General features: G+C 72.7%; 17 protein-coding genes. 7 read left to right on the top strand and 10 right to left on the bottom strand.

The genetic code is table 11. The features are described from left to right. Positions 1-21: 21 nt before the first annotated feature. Positions 22-1797, bottom strand: a complete 1776-nt coding sequence (locus OHT52_RS01995; RefSeq protein WP_328718353.1) for a CocE/NonD family hydrolase — start codon at positions 1795-1797, stop codon at positions 22-24. Positions 1798-2263: 466 nt separating this feature from the next. On the opposite strand from OHT52_RS01995, the gene OHT52_RS02000 reads away from it, so the two are divergent. Then, the gene (locus OHT52_RS02000) at positions 2264-2932 is read left to right on the top strand and encodes a Type 1 glutamine amidotransferase-like domain-containing protein (protein ID WP_328718354.1); all 669 of its coding nucleotides are present in this window, start codon (positions 2264-2266) and stop codon (positions 2930-2932) included. Positions 2933-3116: 184 nt separating this feature from the next. Here OHT52_RS02000 and OHT52_RS02005 read toward each other — a convergent pair whose 3' ends face one another. The 6 genes from OHT52_RS02005 to OHT52_RS02030 all read right to left on the bottom strand — a co-directional run bounded on the left by OHT52_RS02005 (position 3117) and on the right by OHT52_RS02030 (position 10123). After that, positions 3117-4082 carry a S66 peptidase family protein gene (locus OHT52_RS02005; protein WP_328718356.1) on the bottom strand — a complete coding sequence of 322 codons (966 nt, stop codon included), beginning with the start codon at positions 4080-4082 and terminating at the stop codon, positions 3117-3119. After that, positions 4079-6118 carry a S9 family peptidase gene (locus OHT52_RS02010; protein WP_328718357.1) on the bottom strand — a complete coding sequence of 680 codons (2040 nt, stop codon included), beginning with the start codon at positions 6116-6118 and terminating at the stop codon, positions 4079-4081. The genes OHT52_RS02005 and OHT52_RS02010 overlap by 4 nt, the downstream gene beginning before the upstream one ends. A gap of 20 nt (positions 6119-6138) precedes the next feature. Beyond that, the gene (locus OHT52_RS02015; RefSeq protein ID WP_328718359.1) at positions 6139-7482 is read right to left on the bottom strand and encodes a M20/M25/M40 family metallo-hydrolase; all 1344 of its coding nucleotides are present in this window, start codon (positions 7480-7482) and stop codon (positions 6139-6141) included. Then, a complete protein-coding gene (locus OHT52_RS02020; RefSeq protein WP_328718360.1) occupies positions 7475-8308 on the bottom strand; it encodes a M55 family metallopeptidase in 834 nt (277 codons plus the stop codon). The genes OHT52_RS02015 and OHT52_RS02020 overlap by 8 nt, the downstream gene beginning before the upstream one ends. Before the next feature lie 280 nt (positions 8309-8588). After that, positions 8589-9260 (bottom strand): 4'-phosphopantetheinyl transferase family protein, encoded by a 672-nt coding sequence (locus tag OHT52_RS02025; protein ID WP_328718361.1) that lies wholly within the window; start codon positions 9258-9260, stop codon positions 8589-8591. Then, complete coding sequence (locus tag OHT52_RS02030) at positions 9260-10123, bottom strand: metallophosphoesterase family protein (RefSeq protein ID WP_328718362.1); 864 nt, start codon at positions 10121-10123, stop codon at positions 9260-9262. The genes OHT52_RS02025 and OHT52_RS02030 overlap by 1 nt, the downstream gene beginning before the upstream one ends. Before the next feature lie 522 nt (positions 10124-10645). Between OHT52_RS02030 and OHT52_RS02035 the strand changes: the two genes are divergently transcribed. From OHT52_RS02035 to OHT52_RS02045, 3 genes are all read left to right on the top strand, one after another. Next, complete coding sequence (locus tag OHT52_RS02035; protein WP_328718363.1) at positions 10646-12001, top strand: M64 family metallopeptidase; 1356 nt, start codon at positions 10646-10648, stop codon at positions 11999-12001. A 142-nt stretch (positions 12002-12143) separates the two neighbouring features. Beyond that, on the top strand, positions 12144-12596 hold the full coding sequence (locus OHT52_RS02040; RefSeq protein WP_328718364.1) for a VOC family protein: 453 nt from the start codon (positions 12144-12146) through the stop codon (positions 12594-12596). A 126-nt stretch (positions 12597-12722) separates the two neighbouring features. Next, a complete protein-coding gene (locus tag OHT52_RS02045) occupies positions 12723-13805 on the top strand; it encodes a magnesium and cobalt transport protein CorA (RefSeq protein WP_328718365.1) in 1083 nt (360 codons plus the stop codon). Between the two features lie 16 nt (positions 13806-13821). On the opposite strand, the gene OHT52_RS02050 is transcribed toward OHT52_RS02045, so the two are convergent. Beyond that, a complete protein-coding gene (locus tag OHT52_RS02050) occupies positions 13822-14823 on the bottom strand; it encodes an aldo/keto reductase (RefSeq protein WP_328718366.1) in 1002 nt (333 codons plus the stop codon). Between the two features lie 166 nt (positions 14824-14989). Here OHT52_RS02050 and OHT52_RS02055 point away from each other — a divergent pair, with 166 nt between their 5' ends. From OHT52_RS02055 to OHT52_RS02065, 3 genes are all read left to right on the top strand, one after another. Next, positions 14990-15916: a LysR family transcriptional regulator gene (locus OHT52_RS02055; RefSeq protein ID WP_328718367.1), complete on the top strand. Its 927-nt coding sequence runs from the start codon at positions 14990-14992 to the stop codon at positions 15914-15916. Between the two features lie 370 nt (positions 15917-16286). Next, positions 16287-16853, top strand: a complete 567-nt coding sequence (locus OHT52_RS02060) for a DUF6232 family protein (RefSeq protein ID WP_328718368.1) — start codon at positions 16287-16289, stop codon at positions 16851-16853. Further along, positions 16850-17203 carry a hypothetical protein gene (locus tag OHT52_RS02065; protein ID WP_328718369.1) on the top strand — a complete coding sequence of 118 codons (354 nt, stop codon included), beginning with the start codon at positions 16850-16852 and terminating at the stop codon, positions 17201-17203. Before OHT52_RS02060 ends, OHT52_RS02065 begins: the two co-directional genes overlap by 4 nt. Positions 17204-17281: 78 nt before the next feature. On the opposite strand, the gene OHT52_RS02070 is transcribed toward OHT52_RS02065, so the two are convergent. Together OHT52_RS02070 and OHT52_RS02075 are read right to left on the bottom strand one after the other, a co-directional pair. Beyond that, positions 17282-19825: an MFS transporter gene (locus OHT52_RS02070; RefSeq protein ID WP_328718370.1), complete on the bottom strand. Its 2544-nt coding sequence runs from the start codon at positions 19823-19825 to the stop codon at positions 17282-17284. Between the two features lie 254 nt (positions 19826-20079). Further along, entirely contained in the window at positions 20080-20532 is a 453-nt protein-coding gene (locus OHT52_RS02075; RefSeq protein ID WP_328718371.1) for an SRPBCC family protein, read from the bottom strand. Positions 20533-20727 lie beyond the last annotated feature (195 nt).

Raw genomic sequence — 20727 nt, forward strand, 5'->3', positions numbered from 1 at the left:
TCCGTTCGGGTGACAGTGGGCTCAGCGTGCCGGGACCACCGGCAGCTCCAGTACCCCGGTGTCCCCCGACGAGGACGCGACGGTGACGGGCTTGGCTCCCTTGTTGCCGTAGTACGCGGTGTCGCTCCCCGCGATCACGAGGCGGAGCCGGTGGCCGGCGGCGAACCGGTGGACGATGGCCGGCAGCCGCACGGTGAAGGACCGGGTCACGTCGGGTACGCGCACCGGGGCGACCAGCCGGTGGACGAGCTCGGCGGACCCGTCGGGGGCGAGGTCGTACACCTTGACGAAGAGCACGAGCCGGTCGGCGGCGTCCCGGCTGTCCTGGACGCTCTGCGCCTTCGGGGAGGACACCCGCAGCCGGGCACGGGGAGCGCCGACGACGTCGAGGCCGGCGGCCAGCGGGGCGGAGGTCCAGTCGAGGTGGGTGCCGGCGGTGTCGTACGGGTCGATGTCGGGCAGCCCGGTGAGTCCGGACAGCGAGGTCTCCGAATGACTGCTGGGCAGTGGCCAGTTGGTGTACTTCCGACTGCCGGGGACCACGTCCGAGCGACGCTCGGTCAGTCTGCCGTCGCCGGACAGGTACAGGACGTACGAGGGGACGGGCAGCGCGTCGGCGGTACCGTAACCGCTGGTCCAGTCGCGGTAGTACGCGAAGGCGGGCCCGGTGTCCGCGGCCCGGTGGTGGAGGTAGCGGTCGAACCAGGCGAGGATGCGGCGGCCGACGTAGCTGGTCTCCAGGTTGCCCTGGGACAGGTCGAGTTCACCGGGTGTGGCGCCGCCCCCGCTGTGCCCCCAGGCCTGCCAGATCATCTTGGCGGTGGTGCCACGTGCGCGCAGGGCGTCGTACGTGGCGGTGGCCTCGTTCAGGTTGAACAGGGTGTCGGCCTGGCCCTGCACCAGGAGGGTGGGCGCCTCGACCCGGTCGAGGTAGGAGGCCGGGGAGACGCTTCGCGTGTAGGCGAGCACGGCCTCGGACTCCTCGGCCGGGTAGCGGCCGGAGTTGAGGAAGCTGATGGTGTCGCAGGCCCGTGGGGTGAAGTGGAGGCAGTCGAGGGCGCCGAAGCGTGACGGGTCGAGGCTGGGGGCGAACAGCGGCTGCCCCTCCCCCAGCAGGTAGAAGCCGTTGGTCCACTGCCATTTGAAAACCCCGGGGGCGCGGGAGGCGGCTGCGCCGCCCGCGATGTTGTTGGGCGCGAGCGAGTAGCCGAGGTCGTTCCAGGTGATGAGCGGGACGAGCGCGTCGACCCGGTGGTCGACGGCGGCGGTGGCCAGTTGGACGGCCCCGCCGTACGATCCCCCGATCATGCCGACGCGCGGGTCGCCCGTCCCGTCGAGTCGGACGAAGTCGGCCCGGGTGCCGTCGTCCGCCGCCCGGGTGCCCGCGAGGAAGTCGACCAGCCCGGAGGCGGCCTTGCCGTCGGCCTCCGGGGCGTCGAGGGTGATCAGGCAGCCGGACCGGCCGAAGCCCAGGCCGGAGTAGACGAGCCCCACGTAGCCGCGGGCGGCGAAGGCCCGGCCGAGGGCGTCGGTGGAGCCGTCCGACTTGCTGCCCGCGAATCCGTTGGTCGCCAGCACCGCCGGTACGGGATGCGCGGCGTCGGCTCCGCGCGGGCGGTAGAGGTCGGCGTCGACGGTGCAGTCGCGCCCTCCGGCCTGCACGGTGAACTTCAGCGGGGTGACGGTGTACGGCTCCTGTGCCGCACGGGCGGGGGCGGCGAGGACGAGCGGGGCGGTCAGTGCCGCTCCGGCGAGGGCTGCGAACGGTTTCCCGAACCTGGCGACGACAGCTGACACCGCGGACCTCCACACCCGGGGCACCGGAACCACCGGCCGACGCCCGAACAGAAACACCGAAGCGTCGCAACGCGCCGGACTCGCGCAGACCCGGCCCCGCACGGCGCGAACCGCCGGCATTGCCCCCGGCGCGACCGGTGGCGTGTCCGGCGCGAGAAACAGCGAGGTCACCGACCCCATGATGACAGATCGTGTTCATGCTGTGACACGGGGTGGTCCGGTGTCAACGCTCCGGCCGCGGATTCCCCCCGAGGGAGTCGCCGACCGCTCTTCCCGGACCCCCCGGACCGCTCCGACGCGCACGGCCCGAGGCGGGGAGGCCGGCCGAACCACGACCCGGCCTTCGGGGCGCGCGGCGTCGCCACCGCAAGTGCGGTGTCGTGGCGTGGAGTTCAGCGGCCGGCGAGTCCGCCGACCCGCCCGGGCCGGTGGCGCGCACGTCTGCCGGTCGTGCTTTACTCGCGCGATGGATCTTCTCTTGACGGCGGGCGGCCTGCGCAACGGGACACTGCGGGAAGCCCTGCGGGACATGCTGGGAAAGCCGTTCGAAGCGGCGAACGTCGTGTATGTGCCCACGGCGTCGGTCGCCGAGCCCGGGGACCACAGGTGGCTCCTCGCGGACATGATCCGGGTGCAGGGCCTCGGCTGGCGTGAGTTCGACGTCCTGGAACTGAACGGCCTGCCCCGGCGGACGGTGCTCGACCGGCTGCTCCACGCCGACGTCATCCACGCCGGGGGCGGCAATCAGTACCACCTCGCGCGCAGCATCACGGGCAACGGCCTGGCCGACGGCTTCCTGGAGGCGCTGGAGAGCCGGGTCTACGTGGGGCTCAGCGCCGGATCGATGATCTTCAGCCAGAACCTCACCGCGCACTCCGCCGAGGTCATGGGGGACACGGCGGACCTCCACGCACTCGGTGCGACGGCCCTGGAGCCGCCGTTCGGCCTCTTCGACTGGTACCTGAAGCCCCACCTGAACTCGCCGGACTTCCCCGAGCGGGACGACGCCTGGGCCGATCGCGTCGCCGCGCGGGCGGACTTCCCGGTCTACTTCATCGACGACGACACGGCCGTCCGCGTCAGGGACGGCGAGGTCGACGTGGTCTCCGAGGGCCGGTGGCGGCTCTCGCCGTGACCCGTCGCACGGCGGAAAGGGCCTCCTCGGCCCCGGCCGCCTCCTGAGCCCCGGCCGCCACCTCTGCCCCGGCCGTCGCGGACGGCCCTCGCCGGGTCCCGGCTCCGCACCACGGCCCCGCCCGGCGGCCGCCGCGTGCCCGGGGAGCCCCGGGCACGCGGCGGCCGCCCGGCCCGCCCCGCCGTCAGATCAGCGCGGGCACCTCCACCGTGAGGGTCGCGGGCCCGCCGTCCGAGGGGGCATCCAGCACGGCGGGGAGTCCGAGCGGGACGGTGATCGTGGTGGGGCCGTGGCCGAATCCCAGCTCCTCGACGACGGGCACCCCGAGGGAACCGAGCCGGTCGGCGAGCACCGCGCGGACCCGGTCGTACGGTCCGCAGCTCTCCCAGGAGCCGCAGACCACTCCGGCCACGCCGTCCAGTGCGCCGGAGCGCAGCAGGTGGGTGAGGAAGCGGTCGACGCGGTACGGGTCCTCGGTGACGTCCTCGATGAGGAGGAGGCCGCCCCGGGCGGAGGTGCGGGCGCCGGGGGTGCCGAGGTCGGCGGCGAGGAGGCTGAGGCATCCGCCGTAGGTGACGCCCCGGGACCGGCCGGGTACCAGGGAGGCCGCGGTCTCCAGGCCCAGGGTCCGTACCGATTCGGGTGCGAAGAGGGTGGCGCGAAGCGCGTCCTGGGTGGCCGCGTCCTTGAGGAAGGTCTCGGCGCCGGCCATCGGGCCGAGCAGGGTGGAGAACCCCGCGCGCAGCGCGAAGGCCTCGTGGAGCACGGTGACGTCGCTGTAGCCGACGAACGGCTTGGGTCCGGCCGCACGGATGGCGGTCCAGTCGAGCAGGTCGACCATGCGGTGTGCGCCGTAGCCGCCGCGGGCGCAGAGGATCGCGTCCACGGACGGGTCGCACCAGGCTTCCTGGAGGTCCTGGGCGCGGTGTTCGTCCGTTCCGGCGAGGTAGGGCAGTTCGGGGTGGACGTCGCGGGCGTGCGGGGCGGCGAAGGGATCGAGGTCCCAGCCGCGCAGGATGTCCAGCCCGGCGTCCATCCGTTCGGCGGGCACGGGACCGCTGGGCGAGACGATGGCGACCCGGGCGCCGGGCCGCAGCCTGGCGGCCCGTGCGAGCGGTGCCGGGCCGGTTCCGGTGGGCAGGGTGGTCATCGCTTCAGCTCCAGGGCCGGGACGTCGACTCCGTCGATGCCGAAGGTCTGCGCGTAGAGGGAGAGTTCGGCCTCCAGGGCGCGGATCAGGGTGGCTTCCAGCCGGAAGCCGTGGCTCTCCCCCGCGAAGGTGAGGTAGGCGTGCGGGATGCCGCGTCCCTCGATCGCGGCGAGGAAGCGCTCGCACTGGACGGGCGGGCAGATCACGTCGTCCAGCCCCTGGAGCAGCAGGAACGGGGTGCGCAGTCGGTCGGCGTGGGTCAGCGGAGAGCGCTCGCGGTAGCGGTCGGGCACCTCGGCGAGCGGGCCGACCAGGGACTCCAGGTACTGCGATTCGAAGTCGTGGGTCTCGCCGACCGCCCAGCCGGTGAGGTCCAGGATGGGGTAGCTGATGGCCCCGCAGGCGTAGAGACCGGTGCTGGTGAGGGAGGCTGCGGTGGTCCAGCCGCCGGCGCTGCCGCCCCGGATCGCCAGCCGGGACCGGTCGGCCGAGCCTTCGGCCGCGAGCGCCTCGGCGACGGCGGCGCAGTCCTCGACGTCCACGACGCCCCACTGTTCGCGGAGCCGTTCGCGGTAGGTGCGCCCGTAGCCGGTGGATCCGCCGTAGTTGACCTCCACGACGCCGATGCCGCGCGAGGTGAAGTACGCGACCTCCAGGTCGAGGGCGAGCGGGACGCGGCTGGTCGGGCCGCCGTGCGCCCAGACCACGAACGGCGGCAGTTCGCCCTCGGGGCCGGTGTGGCCGGGGTTGCGGGGCGGGTACACCAGCGCGTGGACGTCGCGGCCGCCCGGCCCGGAGAAGGTGCGTTCCTGCGGCTGGGGGTAGTAGGCCGGGTCGACGGCGTCGGTGTGCGGTGCGCCGATGGTCCGGGTGTGGCCGGTGGAGGTGTCCAGCTCGACGACCTCGTACCCGGTGCACGGGCTCGCGGCGACCCCGATGACGCGGTCGCCCCGGACGGCCAGGGTCTCGGCCCAGGCGGTCCAGGGTCCGGCCACGTCGACGAGTTCGCCGGTCTCCGGGTCGAGCACGCCGAGCCGGGTGGTGCCCGTGCCGTGGAGGACGGCGATCAGTCCGTTGTCGAGCGGCTGGAACCAGCGCAGGCCGATCTTCCAGAGCGGTCCTCCGAACTCCTCGCCCCGGCCGGGGCAGAGGGTGGTGGTCGGTACGGCTCCGCCGGAGACCGCGTCGGGCCGGACGCGCTGGAGCTGCCACCAGTCACTGATGTCGGAGACGAAGAGCAGGGAGCCGTCCCGGTCCCACTCCACCTGGCAGACCGATTCGTCGGTGTCGCCGACGAGCGGCCGGATTCCGGTGAAGGTGCCCTCGTCGGTGACCTCGGCGAGCATCACGACCGTGCCGTCCCACGGCATCCGCGGGTGGTCCCAGGCGATCCAGGCGGCCCGGCGTCCGTCGTGCGAGAGCCGGGGCCCGGTGACGAAGCGGTGGCGGTCGTCGGAGAGTTCGGTCACGGCGGCGCGGTCGGTGGCGGCGGAGCCGTCCAGCGGTACGGCGGCCACCACCCGGCGCACGTCACTGGCGCCTTCGCCGGTGAACTCCTCACAGACGCACCAGACCTCGCCCCGGTCCGGGTGGATCTGCGGGTCCACCCAGCGCAGCCCGCCGCCGGTGGCGGAGACCGGGGTGAGCGGCCACGGGGCGTCCGGGCCGTCCGGGGCGTACGCGTAGAGCCGCTGGTCGGCGAAGTGGACGAAGACGACGAGTGGGCCTCCCGAGGCGCGGGCGACTCCGGCCCACGGCTGTCCGCCGTACTCGATGACCCGGCTGCGGGCGTTCCACGGTGCGGGCAGCACGGTGGTGATCTCGCCCTCCGCGCTCCGGCGCACCAGGGCACGCCGGCCTCCTTCGGCGGGGCGGGGTTCGGTCCACCAGACCTCCTCGCCGACGGTTGCGACGTACTCCGGGCGGCCGTCGTGCGAGGCGGCGAGCGCCGCGTCGACGGGCGTGGACCAGGTGCCGTACGGGGCCGGGGCGGGCGTGGTGGTGGGCTGGGCCGTGCTGGGCTGGGTGGACGCCATGGATGATTCCCCCGTCGTGGTCAGGCGCTGCGCAGGTAGTGGTCGAGGACGCGGACCCCGTAGTGCAGGGCGTCCACGGGAACGCGTTCGTCGACGCCGTGGAAGAGCGCCTGGTAGTCGAATCCGACCGGCAGCTTGAGCGGCGAGAAGCCGTAGCCGGTGATGCCGAGGCGGGAGAACTGCTTGGCGTCCGAACCGCCCGACATGGAGTACGGGACGGCGTGCGCGCCGGGGTCGAAGAGTTCGACGGCGGCGCGCAGCTTGGCGAAGGTCGGGGAGTCCACGGGTGCGGTCAGCGGCACCTCGCGGTGGACGAACTCCCAGTCGACGCCCGGCCCGGTGAGCAGGTCCATGGTGGTGTGGAACTCGTCCTCGCCGCCCGGGACCACGCGTCCGTCGATGACGGCGGTGGCGTGGCCGGGGATGACGTTGACCTTGTATCCGGCGTCCAGCTGGGTCGGGTTGCTGCTGTTGCGGACGGTCGGCGCGATCAGGGCGGCGGCCGGGCCGAGCTTGCCGAGGAGTTCGTCGACGTCGAAGCCGGGGGCGTCGACGTCGACGGTGAGGCCGTGCAGCGCGGCGATCTCGGTGAGCCCGGCGCGCACGGTCGGGGTGAGGCGGACGGGCCAGGTGTACTCGCCGATCCGGGTGACGGCGGCGGCCAGCCGGGTCACCGCGTTGTCGCGGTTGACCTTGGAGCCGTGGCCGGCCCTGCCGTGGGCGGTGAGCTTCAGCCAGCCCGTACCGCGCTCGCCCGCGGCGATCGGGTAGAGGGAGAGGCCGTCGCCCGCGTGGAAGGTGAAGGCACCGGATTCGCTGATGCCCTCGGTGCAGCCTTCGAAGAGGTCCGCGTGCCGGTCGGCGAGGAAGCCGGAGCCGTCGGCGGCGCTGGCCTCCTCGTCGGCGGTGTAGGCGATGACGATGTCGCGGCGGGGTCGGACGCCGGCGCGGGCCCAGCCCCGGACGACCGCGAGGATCATCGCGTCCATGTTCTTCATGTCGACGGCGCCACGCCCCCAGACGACACCGTCGCGCACCTCGCCGGAGAAGGGGTGCACGGTCCAGTCGGCGGCCTCGGCGGGGACGACGTCGAGGTGGCCGTGGACGAGGAGGGCGTCGGCGGACGGGTCGGTGCCCTCGATGCGGGCCACCACGTTGGTCCGGCCCGGGGTGCGCTCCAGCAGGACCGGCTCCAGGCCGATGTCGGCGAGGCGTTCGGCGACGTACTCGGCGGCCGGGCGTTCCTGGCAGGCGCCGTCGCCGCTGTTGGTGGTGTCGATCCGGATGAGCTCCGAGGTGAACGTCACCGATTCGTCGAGGGCCTGCTGGTCCACGGAAGGGGACGGGGCGGGCGACTCAGCCATACTGTTCCTCCACTGCGGCGGACACGATCGTCGTGACCGCCTTGAACGTGCGAATTCCCTCGTACATCGTCGCGCTGGTGTACGCGACACGCCGAACGTCGGTCTGTGTCACGCCGGGGACGACGGTGGCGGCGCCGGCCAGGTGCTCGGCGTCGAACTCCAGCTCCACGGAGAAGCCGGCCCCGGTGACGGGGGCGTGCCGCACGGCGAGCGACGCGGCCTCGGCCGCCGCCGCCCGGATGTCGGCGGCGGTACGGGCGGGGGTGCGGCAGACCGCCGCGTACCGGGAGACGTAGTCCTTGACGGCGACCTTGCGGGCGTCGGGGGCGTACGACTCCGCGTCCACGCAGGTCAGGTCGTCGCCGGTGACCAGCACCACGGGGACGCCGTACTCGGCGGCGACATGCGCGTTGAGCAGGCCCTCACTGGCGCGCTCGCCGTTCAGCCAGACGCCGGTGATCGAGTTGGCCAGGTAGGTGTGGGCGAGCACGCCCTCGGTGCCGGCGCCGGTGTGGTAGCCGACGAAGGCGACGCCGTCGACGTCCCCGTGCTGGATTCCCTCGACCATGGAGAGGGTCTTGTGCCGCCCGGTGATCATCTGGACGCGGTCGTCGAGCTGCTCCAGGAGGAGGTTGCGCATGCTCCAGTGGGCTTCGTTGACGAGGACCTCGTCGGCACCCCCGTCGAGGAAGCCGAGAGCCGCGGCGTTCACGTCCGAGGTGAACATGGAGCGGCAGCGCTCCCACTGGGGAGTGCCCGGCAGGACGTCCGCCGGCCAGGTCACACCGGTCGCGCCCTCCATGTCGGCGCTGATCAGGATCTTCATGCGGCCATACGGTACGCGCCCCGGTCCGCGCGGGCCACGGCGTGGGGGGGGGCACGTCCCGCATCGGTGACCGGACGGGTGGCGGCGGCGGAACCGCGTGTTCCGCGTGCGTACGGCCTGATCACGGTCGCGTGGTCGACGGCGACGCCCCGCCACGCCCGATGCGGTGCGTGTCCTCGCCTCGCGTGTCCGGGGCGCCCACGACGTTTCGTCATGGATACGGGGGCCGGCTCCCGCCTCACGCGGAGGGCGGGTCCGGCCGTGTCCCCGACCTCACGGGTCAGTACACCCAGGCCGTGGGTGCCATCATGACGGCGGTCACCACCAGCCCCTTGCCGGTCAGCCACCGCCCGTCGAGCGTCCGGGGCAGCGGCGGACGGCCGGGGGGCCGTGCGGGGGGCGGTGCGAGCAGCCGGGCGGTGAAGGTGCCCCGGTCGGGGTCGAAGCGGAGTTCCGCGTCCCCGAAGCGGAGCCGCTGGCCGGTGTGCGGGTACCAGGCCTTGTAGACCGATTCCTTGGCGCTGAACAGCAGCCGGTCCCAGTGCGTCCCGGCCGGCGCGGACCGCGTCCAGGCGCGTTCGGCGGGAAGGGCTATCGCCTCCAGCACCCCTTCCGGCAGAGGCCCGTGGGGCTCGGCGTCGATGCCGAGCATCGTGACGGCCGTGCCGTGGGCGAGTGCCGCGGCCCGGTACCCGTGGCAGTGGGTGAGGCTGCCGACGACCCGGGCGGGCCAGCGCGGGGCTCCGTACCGGTCCGGGAGGACCGGGCCCGGCGGCAGCCCGAGTGTGCCGAGCGCCCGGCGGGCGCAGTGCCGGACGGTGGTGAACTCCCTGCGCCGCTTGTCGACCGCGTCGCGGACGAGCGCGGCTTCCTCCGGGTACAGCTGCGCCTCCGGCGGGTCGGCGAAGGCCTCCTCCACGGCGACCGCGTCCGGCAGGACCACCCGCAGCATCACCGCTCCCCCCGCACCGCCGGGACGACCGGGTGGATGCGCCGGGGCGGCACGGTGCGGGGGTGTCCGGGCCGTTGCCACTCGCGCGGGTAGCCGACCGAGACCTCCTCGAAGGGGACCCCGTCGTACACCGTGGACCGGGGGATGTGGAGGTGCCCGTAGACCATCGCGGCGACGGGGAAGCGGCGGTGCCACTCCGCCGTCCGTTCCGTGCCGCACCAGAGGGCGAATTCGGGGTAGCGCAGTACGTCCATGGGCGTGCGGACGAGCGGGTAGTGGTTGACGAGGACGAGCGGCATCGCCGGGTCGAGCGCGCCGAGCCGTTCCTCGGTCAGCCGCACCCGCGCCTCGCACCAGGCGTGGCGGCCGTCGTACGGGTCCGGGTGCAGCAGGTACTCGTCGGTGCAGACCACGCCCGCCTCGTGGGCGGCGGCCAGCGCCTCCTCGCGGCCCAGCCCGGGACGGGTGGTGAAGGTGTAGTCGTACAGCAGGAAGAGCGGGGCGACGGTCACGGGCCCCCGCGGTCCCTGCCAGACCGGATAGGGATCCTCCGGTGTGACGATCCCGAGGCTCCGGCAGAGCTCCACGAGGTGCTCGTAACGCTCCACCCCTCGCAGGCGCAGGGGGTCCTTCGGGGGTGTCCACAGCTCGTGGTTGCCGGGCGCCCAGAGGACCTTGGCGAAGCGGGAGGCGAGGGTGGCGAGGGCCCAGGCGATGTCCTCGGACATCTCGCCGACGTCCCCGGCGACCAGCAGCCAGTCCTCGTCCGTCTCCGGGCGGAGACCGGCGACGATTTTGCGGTTCTCCTCGTAGCTGACGTGGAGATCGCTGATGGCCAGGAGGTTGCCCGAAACTTGCGGCACGTCTCTTCCTCTCGTCGCTTCCCGGTGCGGAGCCGGTTCGTGCGGATGTGGTGCGGCGGTGGTCGCGCACGCCGGGCGGCGGGCGGCGGGCCGCCCCGGGGGCGTACCGCTTCGAAGGCTGGCACGTCCGGGTGCCGGGTGTAACCCCTGGATGGCGTGTCGGCGCGGTTGGGGCGTCTCGGGGCGGTCGCGGACGGGCGGGCCCGAGGGCGCCCCGCTCATCCGGCACACCGTCAACTTCCGTCCCGGCTCTTGCCAGAGACATCCGGAGGCCCTACTTTCATCGCACGATTAATCATATTTACCTACGTACTTACTCCCCGTTACCCCCACAGCCACCCCCACGCGTCCGCGACGGCCCGCATCGACACCCGCACGCCCACCACACCCCGGTTCACGCCGCGCGCCCCGTCCACCCCGTCCGCCCCGCGAGATCGCGGCACCCCGCACGGCGCCTCCCCTCCCCGTCACCGCCCGCGCCCCACCGCCGGAACGCGGGCCCCACCCCCGCAGGAGATCCCCGTGCCCCCACGCATGCGCAGAACCGCCATCGCCGCCGGACTGGTACTCGTCGCCGCCCTCTCCGTCACCACCGGTACGGCCTCGGCGGGCAACGCCCCCGCCTCCGCCGCGCAGCAGGGCTCCACCGTCCAGGCCGAGTACTTCCCCGACCCGGCGGGCGGGGGCCGGCGCGTCCAGGTACCCGTGGTGTCGCCGTACGCGGCCTCCACTCCGGCGCAGTCCCCGGCTGCGCGCTCCGCCGACGCCGCGACGGCCACGGACGGCGCGGTCACCGTCCTCTCCCAGACCGGCCCGAGCGCCGCCCGCATGGACGTGGCGATCATCGGCGACGGCTACACCGCGTCCCAGCAGGCCGACTTCCTCGCCGACGCCCGCGCCCGGTGGGCGGAGGTCACCGCCGTCGAGCCCTACCGGAGCTACACGGGCCTGTTCAACGTGTGGGCGGTCGGGGCCGTTTCGGCCGAATCCGGCATCTCCGGCGACCCGACCGCGGGCGTGGTCAAGAACACCGCGCTGGGCTCGTACTTCTGGTGCTCCAGCACCGAGCGGCTCATCTGCGTGGACCTCGCCAAGGTCAAGACGTACGCCGCCAAGGCGCCCGCGGCCGATCTCGTCGTCGTGGTCTCCAACTCCACGAAGTACGGCGGCGCCGGCTACTCGGGGCTCGGTTCCTCCTACTCCTTCGCCGGTGTCTCCACCCTCTCCTCCGACAACAGCCAGTCCAGCCTGATCGCCGCGCACGAGATAGGCCACTCGATCGGCCTGCTCGCCGACGAGTACACGTACGACAGCTACGGCACGTACACCGGAGCCGAGCCCGTCGAGCCCAACTCCACCGTCCGCACCGCCGCGCAGCTGACGTCCGCCCAGGCCAAGTGGTACCGCTGGCTCGGCGAGAGCGACCCCTCGGGCGGCACCGTCGGTACGTACACGGGCAGTTCGTACTATCCCCTGGGCGTCTACCGGCCCACCGCCGACTCCCTGATGCGGTCGCTCTCCACGGACAAGTTCAACCTGCCGGGCCGGGAGGCCATGATCAACGGCTTCTACCGGTACGCGTCCGCGCTCACCACGGACACCACGGCCACCACGGTGAGCCGGAGCCAGGCGGTCACCGTGAACGTCGCCACGTCGGCGGCGGGCCTCTCCCGGCTCGACCTGCGGTGGTACGTCGACGGCACCGAGGCCACGCGGGCGCGGGGCCTGACCACCGTAGTGCCGCAGCAGTTCGGTGTAGCGGCGGACGGGCGCGGCCACACCCTCATGGCACGCGTCACGGACACCACGGCCTCACTGCGCGACCCGAAGGCCAAGGCCGCCGCGACCGACACGCTGACCTGGTCGGTGACCTCCTGATCCGGGGGCGGTGCCGCTCCCCGGAGGTGGGCGGCACCGCCCCCGGACGCGCCCGCTCCCCGGCATCCGGACCACCGGTTCCGCCCGGGCGGCCGGGCTCACGCGGGCGGCGCGGACCGCGGAGGTGCGGGAGAGTGGGCTCATGGCACTGCACTGGAAACTCGTCATCGACAGCGGGGACGCGCCGGCCCTGGCCGACTTCTGGGCCGCCGCGCTGGGCTACGAGGTGGAGGACCCGAGCCCCCTCGTCACACGGCTGCTGGCCGCCGGACAGCTCGGGGAGGAGGCGGTCACCGAGCACCACGGCCGCACGACCTTCCGCGGCTACGCCGCGATCCGCCACCCCGACGACCCCTTCGACGAAGCCAGTGGAGTGGGCGCCGGGCGGCGGCTGCTCTTCCAGAAGGTTCCCGAGGAGAAGTCCGGCAAGAACCGTCTGCACATCGACATCCACAGCGAACCCGGCGGTCTCGACCGGCTGGTGGAGCGGCTCAAGAGCCTCGGCGCCACCCCGGTCCGCGAGGTCGACCAGGGACCGGCCGGGCACTGGTGGGTCATGCGGGACCCGGAGGGCAACGAGTTCTGCGCGGCGTGAGGCGAGCCGGTCGGCGCGACGCGGGCGCCACCCGCCCGCCGCGGACCACGGACGGCCTGGGAGAACGCCCCGGTCGAGTGGCAGACTGGCCTCGCGTGTTTTCGTGCCGAGGGGGCCGCCGTGCCGATGATCCGTTCCATCCGCCGGGCGATGAGCCGTGCGGTCCACCGCACGGTGGACCTGAGCCACCCGGCCCGTTCGCCGCTCGGCAGTGCGGTCGTGAACTGCGTGTCGTACGAGGACGGGGTGCGGCAGCCCCTGGCCGGCTCCCCCGAAGAGGCCCTGCGCCGGGTCCGCCGCACCGGGCGCGGTTTCGTCTGGCTCGGCCTCCACGAGCCCGGCCAGGAGGAACTCGCGCGCGTGGCAAAGCTGTTCGACCTCCACCCGGTGGCGGTCGAGAACGCGGCGCGCGGGCACCAGCACCCGAAGGTGGAGCCGTACGGGAAGGGGCTGTTCGCGGTTTTCCGGACGTGCGGCTACGTCCACCACGAGCAGTTCACCGCCACCAGCGACGTGGTGAACACCGGTGAGCTGATGGTCTTCACGGGGGAGGACTTCGTCATCACCGTGCGGCACGGCTCACACGGTTCGCTCGGCCCGCTGCGCGAGGCCCTGGAGGCCGAGCCCGCCCGCCTGCGGCAGGGTCCGGCCGCCGTGCTGCACGCCGTCGCGGACACGGTGGTCGACGCCTACGCGGAGGTCGCCGACTCCCTGCAACACGACATCGACGCGGTGGAGACCGCCGTGTTCAGCGTGGACGCCGGCCGGGGCGAGGCGGGCAGGATCTACCAACTGAAGCGCGAGCTGATGGAGTTCAGGCGGGCGGTCGCCCCGCTCGACCGCCCGCTGCGAACCCTCGCCACCCGGTCCATGCCCGCCCTGGCCCCCGAGATACAGCCGTACTTCCGCGATGTCGCGGGCCGTCTGACGCGCCTGACCGAGCAGACGGCGTCCTTCGACTCGCTGCTCGACTCCGTGCTCCAGGCCCATCTCGCCCAGGTGACGGTCGGGCAGAACGAGGACATGCGCAAGATCACCGCATGGGCCGCGATAGTCGCCGTGCCGACGATGGTGTGCGGGATGTACGGGATGAACTTCTCGCACATGCCGGAGCTCCGGTGGACCTACGGATACCCGTTCGCACTGGGGCTGATGGCCCTGGCGTGCTACGCGATCCACCGGGGCTTCCGACGCAACGGCTGGCTCTGAGCGGCACCTTCGCCCCTCAGGCGGCGTCCGCGCCCTTGAGGATCGACTCGACGAGCACGAGCTCGTCGGCGTCGAAGTCCAGGTTGCGGCTGGCCTCCACGCTGTTCTCCAGCTGGGCGACGCTGCTGGCTCCCACCAGCGCGGAGGTGACCCGGCCGCCGCGCAGCACCCAGGAGAGCGCCAGCTGGGCCAGCGACTGGCCCCGCTCCTTGGCCACCGCGTCGAGCGCCCGCAGCTTCTCCACCAGCGCCGGGGTGACGGCGTCCGCCGTCAGGAACGGGCTGGAACCCGCCGCACGCGAACCCTCCGGGATGCCGTCGAGGTAACGGTCGGACAGCATGCCCTGGGCGAGCGGCGAGTACGCGATGGAGCCGGCGCCGACCTCGTCCAGCACGTCCAGGAGGCCGTCCTCCACCCACCGGTCCAGCATCGAGTAGCGCGGCTGGTGGATGAGGAGCGGGGTGCCCAGGTCCTTGAGGATGGCCGCGGCCTCGCGGGTCTGCTCCGGCGAGTAGTTGGAGATGCCGGCGTAGAGCGCCCGGCCGGAGCGGACGGCGGTGTCGAGCGCCCCCATCGTCTCCTCCATCGGGGTGTCCGGGTCCGGGCGGTGCGAGTAGAAGATGTCGACGTACTCCAGGCCCATCCGTCCGAGGCTCTGGTCGAGCGAGGAGAGCAGGTTCTTGCGGGAGCCCCACTCGCCGTACGGGCCCGGGCCCATCAGGTAGCCGGCCTTGGTGGAGATGATCAGCTCGTCGCGGAGTGCGGCGAAGTCGGTCGCCAGCGAGCGTCCGAGGGTGAGCTCGGCGGAGCCGGGCGGCGGCCCGTAGTTGTTCGCCAGGTCGAAGTGGGTGACGCCGAGGTCGAACGCCCGGCGCAGGATGGCGGCCTGCGTGTCCGGCGTCCGGTCGCCACCGAAGTTGTGCCACAGGCCGAGGGAGAGCGCGGGCAGCAGGAGGCCGCTGCGTCCGGTGCGCCGGTAGGGCATGGCGGAGTAGCGGTCGGCGGACGGAAGGTACATACGAAAAGCTCCGCGAGGTCGTCGGACGGGGCACTCCGGTCCGGAGTGCCGGGGGCTCTCTCCGCGGCGGGTATCCGCTGAGGGGGTCCGTCTCCAGGCTGACGGAGAAAGATCCAGCAGTCCAACGGGAAACGGCTCTGGCATTCATCGTTTAGATTCATCAATCATGGAATTGCGTCAGCTGGAGCACTTCGTCACCGTCGCGGAGGAGCAGCACTTCACCCGGGCCGCCGAGCGCCTCGCCGTGTCCCAGTCGGGTCTGTCGGCGTCCGTGCGGGCGCTGGAGCAGGAGCTGCGGACGCCGTTGTTCAGCCGGACGACCCGGTCGGTGCGGCTCACGGAGGCGGGACGGGCGCTGCTGGTGGAGGCGGTGCGGACGCTCGCCGGGGCCCGTGCGGCGCGGGACGCGGTGGACGCCGTGCGAGGGCTGCTGCGCGGCACACTGACGGTGGGGGTCGAGCAGTGCGTGGCGGGGGTCAGCCCGGCCCGGCTGCTGGCGGCGTTCCACCGGGAGCACCCGCACATGGAGATCCGGCTCCGCCAGGAGGGCACGATGAGCCTGCTGGACGGGGTGGCGGACGGGCGGCTCGACCTGGCGTTCGCGGCGACGGTGTCCCCGCTGGAGTGGCGCGGGGAACTGATCCCCCTGGCGACGGAGGAGATGGTGGTGCTGTGCGCCGCCGGGCACAGGTTCGCCGGGCTGCCCGGGGTCGAGTGGGGGGCGCTGCCCGAGGAGTCGTTCATCGACTTCCACCCGGACTGGGGCCCCCGGCGGGCCGCCGACGCGGCTTTCGCCTCGGCGGGGGTGCGCCGGACGGTGGCCCTGGAGGTGAACGACGTGCACAGCCTGCTGGAACTGGTCCAGGAGGGACTGGGCATCGCGGTGGTCCCGCGCCACTTCGCGCGCAAGCCGGAGGCGGCCCGGCTGGTGGCCCTGGACCTCGTGGCGCCGGAGGCGTCCGGCCCGGGGGCGGGGCCGCGGCCGGCGCGGTACGAGAGCGTGGTGGTGCTTCCGCCGCAGCGGGCGACGAGCCCGGGAGCGCGGGCCCTGGTGTCCCTGGTGACGTCGGCGCGGGAGCGGGACGAGGAGTAGGCGGCGTCGGCCGACGCGCCTGAAGCCATGAGCTGTCCCTGGTCCCCGGTGGGTGCGCGACGACGACTGCGGCGCCCACCGGGGACCACGGGGCGGCCCTGCGGCCACGATTTGCTGGATTTCGACCAACCCGGCAGCTCCGCATGAGATGTGACGGTCAATCAGGGAGGCTGGAAGGTGACTTGTGACGCGGCTCGGGCGGGTGCTTAATGAGTCTTCGCGTGAACACGGGTCAACTCCGAGGAGATGCATGGAAGCGAACGGGCCTCCGCCGCCACCGTCACGACCACCCACCACGGCGGGCGCACCCGCGTCGCCGCAGCCCGCCCGCCCTCGCGCCTCCTCGCCCCCTCCACCGATGGCGCCACCCGTGCGTGCGCAGTCTCCTGGTTCACCGGCGCTCGATCTGCGCGTCACGAAGAGGCTGCTGTGGGTGGGGGGAGCCGCGTACCCGCTCCAGAACGTCGCCCGCGTCTACACGTTCGTGCTCCACCCGAAGCGCAAGGAGGCGGTCCTCCTCTTCCTCAAGCGCACGGCGCTGACCGTCGTGGTGGCGGTGGCCCTCACGCTGTTCGGCACCATCGCCACGTTTCTCGCGCGGGACGACGAGAGCTTCGGCGGGGTCATGGGGTTCATCTGGTTCGTCACCGTGGGCGGCTTGGTCTACTACCTGGTGGACATGCTGGCCGTGCTGACGGCGTCCTCGCACTACGTGCTGGCCGTCGAATCCAATGGCCGGTCGACGGCCTTGGTCACGGGCCACCCCGGCCACCTCGACCAGCTCGTTCATCAGATCGCGCATGCCATCGAGCACCCGGACACCGAACTGAACGTCCGCGTCGAGCGGCTGAGCATCAGCAACCCCAGCAACTACTACTTCGGCGACACGGTGAACATGTACGGCGGCACCGGCAACACGGGGATGGCATCGGGATGAGCGGAGACAGTTACAACTTCGGCAACGTGGTCAACATGCACGGTGGCTCTCACAACACCGGCATGGTCAACCACGCGCCCGCTCCGGACCCGCAGCCCGTCGATCCGGCGCTGCAGGAAGCGATCCACGAGCTGATCGAGCTGCTGCGGGACCTGCGGACACACGTGGCACCGGCGACCGCCCAGCGCATCGACGCCTCGCTCCCGGCCGTCTCAGCGGTTCCCGCCGCGACACCTGCGGAACGGCGGAGCACGCTGGAGGCCGTCGCCAAAATCGCCGCGACCGTGGGCGCGATCGGCGACCCCGTCATCAGCACCGTTCGCTCGCTGATGGAGCTGGTCGGGATCTGAGGGCCCGCACCGAGCGGGGCGCCGGGTCCGGGCCCTCGGGCGGGCGCCGAACGGCTCCGGGCCCCGCCTCGCGGTCCGTCAGTCCTCGTGTCCGAGCTGGAGGTCGCGTTCGGTACGGCCGCCGCCGGCGACCTGGAGCACGGTGGCCACCGGCGGGTAGCCTGCCGCGATCACGGTGTACTCGCCGGTCGAGAGGTCCACGAAGCGGAACGCGCCGTCCGGGCCGGTGGTGAGGGTGTCGACGACGTTGCCCGCCGCGTCGAGCAGGGTGACCCGGGCGTCCTCGACGAGCCTGCCGCCCGAGGCGCGTACGACTCCGCGCAGCACCGCGCCGCCGGCCAGTTCGATGTCCTGGCGGGTCTCACGGGCGGCCTGCACGCTGACCGGGAGCGCGGCGGGCCGGAAGGCGGCGGCGCTGGCGGCGAGGGTGTACTCGCCCGCGACCAGTTCCCCGATGACGTAACCGCCCTCGTGGCCGGTCCGGGTGGCGGCGACCACCTCGCCGCGCACGTCGGTGAGGGTGACGGTCGCCTCGCGGACCGGCGCGCCGTCCGGGGTGAGGACCCGGCCGGCGAGGCGGCCCGCGCCGCCGAGCACGATGTCGAGCTGGACGGGCCGCTCGCCGACGGTGACGCTGACGGCCTGCGGCTGGTGCCCTCCCGCCGCGGCGATCAGGACGTAACTGCCGGAGCCGGGCACGCTCAGCGCGTACCGCCCGTCTCCGTCGCTGGCGCCCCGGCCCACCTGGTGCCCCTGGGCGTCGATGAGGGTGAGAGCCGCCCGGGGCACCGTGGTCCCGTCCTGGTGCTGGACGCGGCCGCGTACCGGCACCCCGGCGACATGGGCGATCACGACGGGCGCGGCGGCGGGGACGGGCACCGGCACGGCTACGGCGTCGGGGTCGGTCCCGGAAGCGGTACGGGCGGCGGGGATCTCGGTGGGCTCGGCGGCTGCTTCGGGGCTGTGGTGGGACACCAGCGGTTTCTCCTTGAGGAAGAAGGCGAGGGCGAGACCGGTCAGCAGGACCGGTACCAGGTAGAGGAAGATCCGCGGCATCGCGTCGACGTACGCCTGGATGTACGCGTCGCGCAGCGCCGGGTCCAGCGAGCGGATCAGCTGCGGGGTGACGGACGTCGCGTCGGGCAGCCCGGCACCGGTGGGCAGGCGGACGGCGAGGGCGTCCGCGAGGCGTCCGGCGAACAGCGTCCCGAAGATCGCCGCTCCGACGCTGCCGCCGATCTGCCGGAAGTAGTTGTTGGCGCTGGTGGCGGTGCCCAGGTCGGCGGGACGCACGGAGTTCTGCACCGCGAGCACCAGCACCGGCATGACGAGCCCGATCCCGATGCCGAGGACGGCCTGGGCGAGGCTGTACTCCAGCCGGGAGGTGCCCAGCTCCAGCCGGGAGAGCAGCCACATGCCGACGGCCGAGAGCGCGCTGCCGACGATGGGGTGGACGCGGTAGCGGCCGGAGCGGGAGATCATCTGCCCGGAGAGGATGGAGGCGCCGACGATGCCGCCCATCATCGGGAGCATGAGCAGCCCCGACTCGGTGGCGCTCACACCGTCGACCATCTGGAGGTAGGTCGGCAGATAGCTCGCCGCGCCGAACAGCGCCACACCGATGACGGCACCGACCAGTCCGCTGACGTTGAAGACGGAGTCGCGGAAGAGCCGCAAGGGAATGATCGGTTCTGCGGCACGGGCCTCGACGGCGACGAAGAGCACCGCGGCGACGACCGCTCCGGCGGCGAGGGCCACGATGGTCGGCGATCCCCAGGCGTATTCGGTACCGCCCCAGCTGGTCAGCAGCACCAGGCAGGTGGAGGCGACGGCGAGCAGCGCGGCACCGGGCACGTCGAGTTTCGGGCGGACCCCGGGCCGGGGCAGTTTCAGCACCACGGCGATGACCGCGAGGGTCGCCAGCCCGAACGGCACGTTGATGTAGAAGCACCAGCGCCAGGTGACGTGGTCGGTGAAGAAGCCGCCGAGCAGCGGTCCCGCCACGGAGGCGAGTCCGAAGACACCGCCGATGAGCCCCATGTACCGGCCCCGCTGCCGGGGCGGGACGATGTCCGCGATGATCGCCTGGACGCCGATCATCAGTCCGCCGCCGCCGATGCCCTGGAGGGCGCGGAAGGCGATCAGCTGGTCCATGGTGCGCGACCAGCCGGCGAGGGCGGAGCCGACGACGAAAACGACGATGGCGAACTGGAAGACGCCCTTGCGTCCGAAGAGGTCACCGAGTTTGCCGTAGAGCGGCAGCACGATCGTGGACGCCAGGAGATAGGCGGTGACCGCCCAGGACATCTTGTCGAGTCCGTGCAGTTCGCCGACGATCTTCGGCAGCGCGGTGGCGACGATCATCTGGTCGAGGGCCGCGAGCAGCATGGTGAGCATCAGCCCGATGAAGACCGTCCGGACCTGACGGGCGTCCACCTCGCCGTCCCGCGCCGACGGGCCGGGTGCGGCGTCCTTCGCGCGGGCGGAGGGCTGCCCGGCCTGTACGGGCAGTTCCTCGGTCGGGGCGTCGTCCGGCGGGAGTACGGACGGGTGCCCGGCTCCGTCCTCCCGGTCCCCCGACCCGTCCGGTCCGCCCTCGACCAGCGTGCTGCCACCCACCACGGAACGCTCCCCTCGTCGCACTGCGCCGCACATTTCTCGCATCGGGCGGCAAGGCGGGGCAAACGACTTCGGAGGGCCCGGACGGCGTGCGCGAAGGCAAATGCCCCGGTGAGAGCGGCGTGGGGCGCACAACAGGTTGCCCTGGAAAACCACTCGTTACGGTGAGGCGCCCGAGCCCCCGGGTGGCGGGCGGTGCGCGGGGGAACGGGACCGGCGCGGACGGTGGCGGTGGGCCCACCGTCCGGCGACGGGACCTACTTCCCGGTCTTCTCGACCTCGGCGGCGAGGTTCTGGAGCAGCTCGTCGTAGATGCGGGCGAGTCCCTTGGGGGCGAAGGTCCGCTCGAAGAAGCCTCCGATGCCGCCCGCACCGTTCCAGACGGTGGAGACGACCGCCTTGGAGCGGCCCTCTCCGGCGGGGGTGACGGTCCAGGTGGTGACCATGGAGGAGTTGCGGTCCTTCTCGACCAGCTGACCGTCGGTCGGCTCGGTCACCTCCAGGAGGCAGTCGCGCACCCGCTTGGACGTGGCCTGGAGCTTCCAGTGGACGAGGGTGCCTTCACCGTCGCCGCCTTCGCGGACCTCGTACTCGCTGAAGTGTCCGGGCAGCACCTTGCCCCGGACCTCCTTGTAGTCGGCCAGCGCGTCGAACACCGTCTCCGCTTCCGCCGCGATGGTCCGCTCCGTCGTGGCTTCGACCTGCGCCATGGCTGTTCCTCCAGCACTCGGTTGATGGGGGGCGGGATGAGCCAACCACCCCGGGAGGGTCCGCTCAAAATCGGGCCGGTGAACCTCCGGCCAGACCCTCCCCTCCATAGCCGGCCACGACCTGGCCGGAAGTCCTGCGGTAGCTCGTCAGAAGGACACTCCGCACGATCAAGGGAACATATGTTCTATTGTCGG

Origin of the sequence: Streptomyces sp. NBC_00247 (assembly GCF_036188265.1) — a bacterium.
GTDB lineage: Bacteria > Actinomycetota > Actinomycetes > Streptomycetales > Streptomycetaceae > Streptomyces.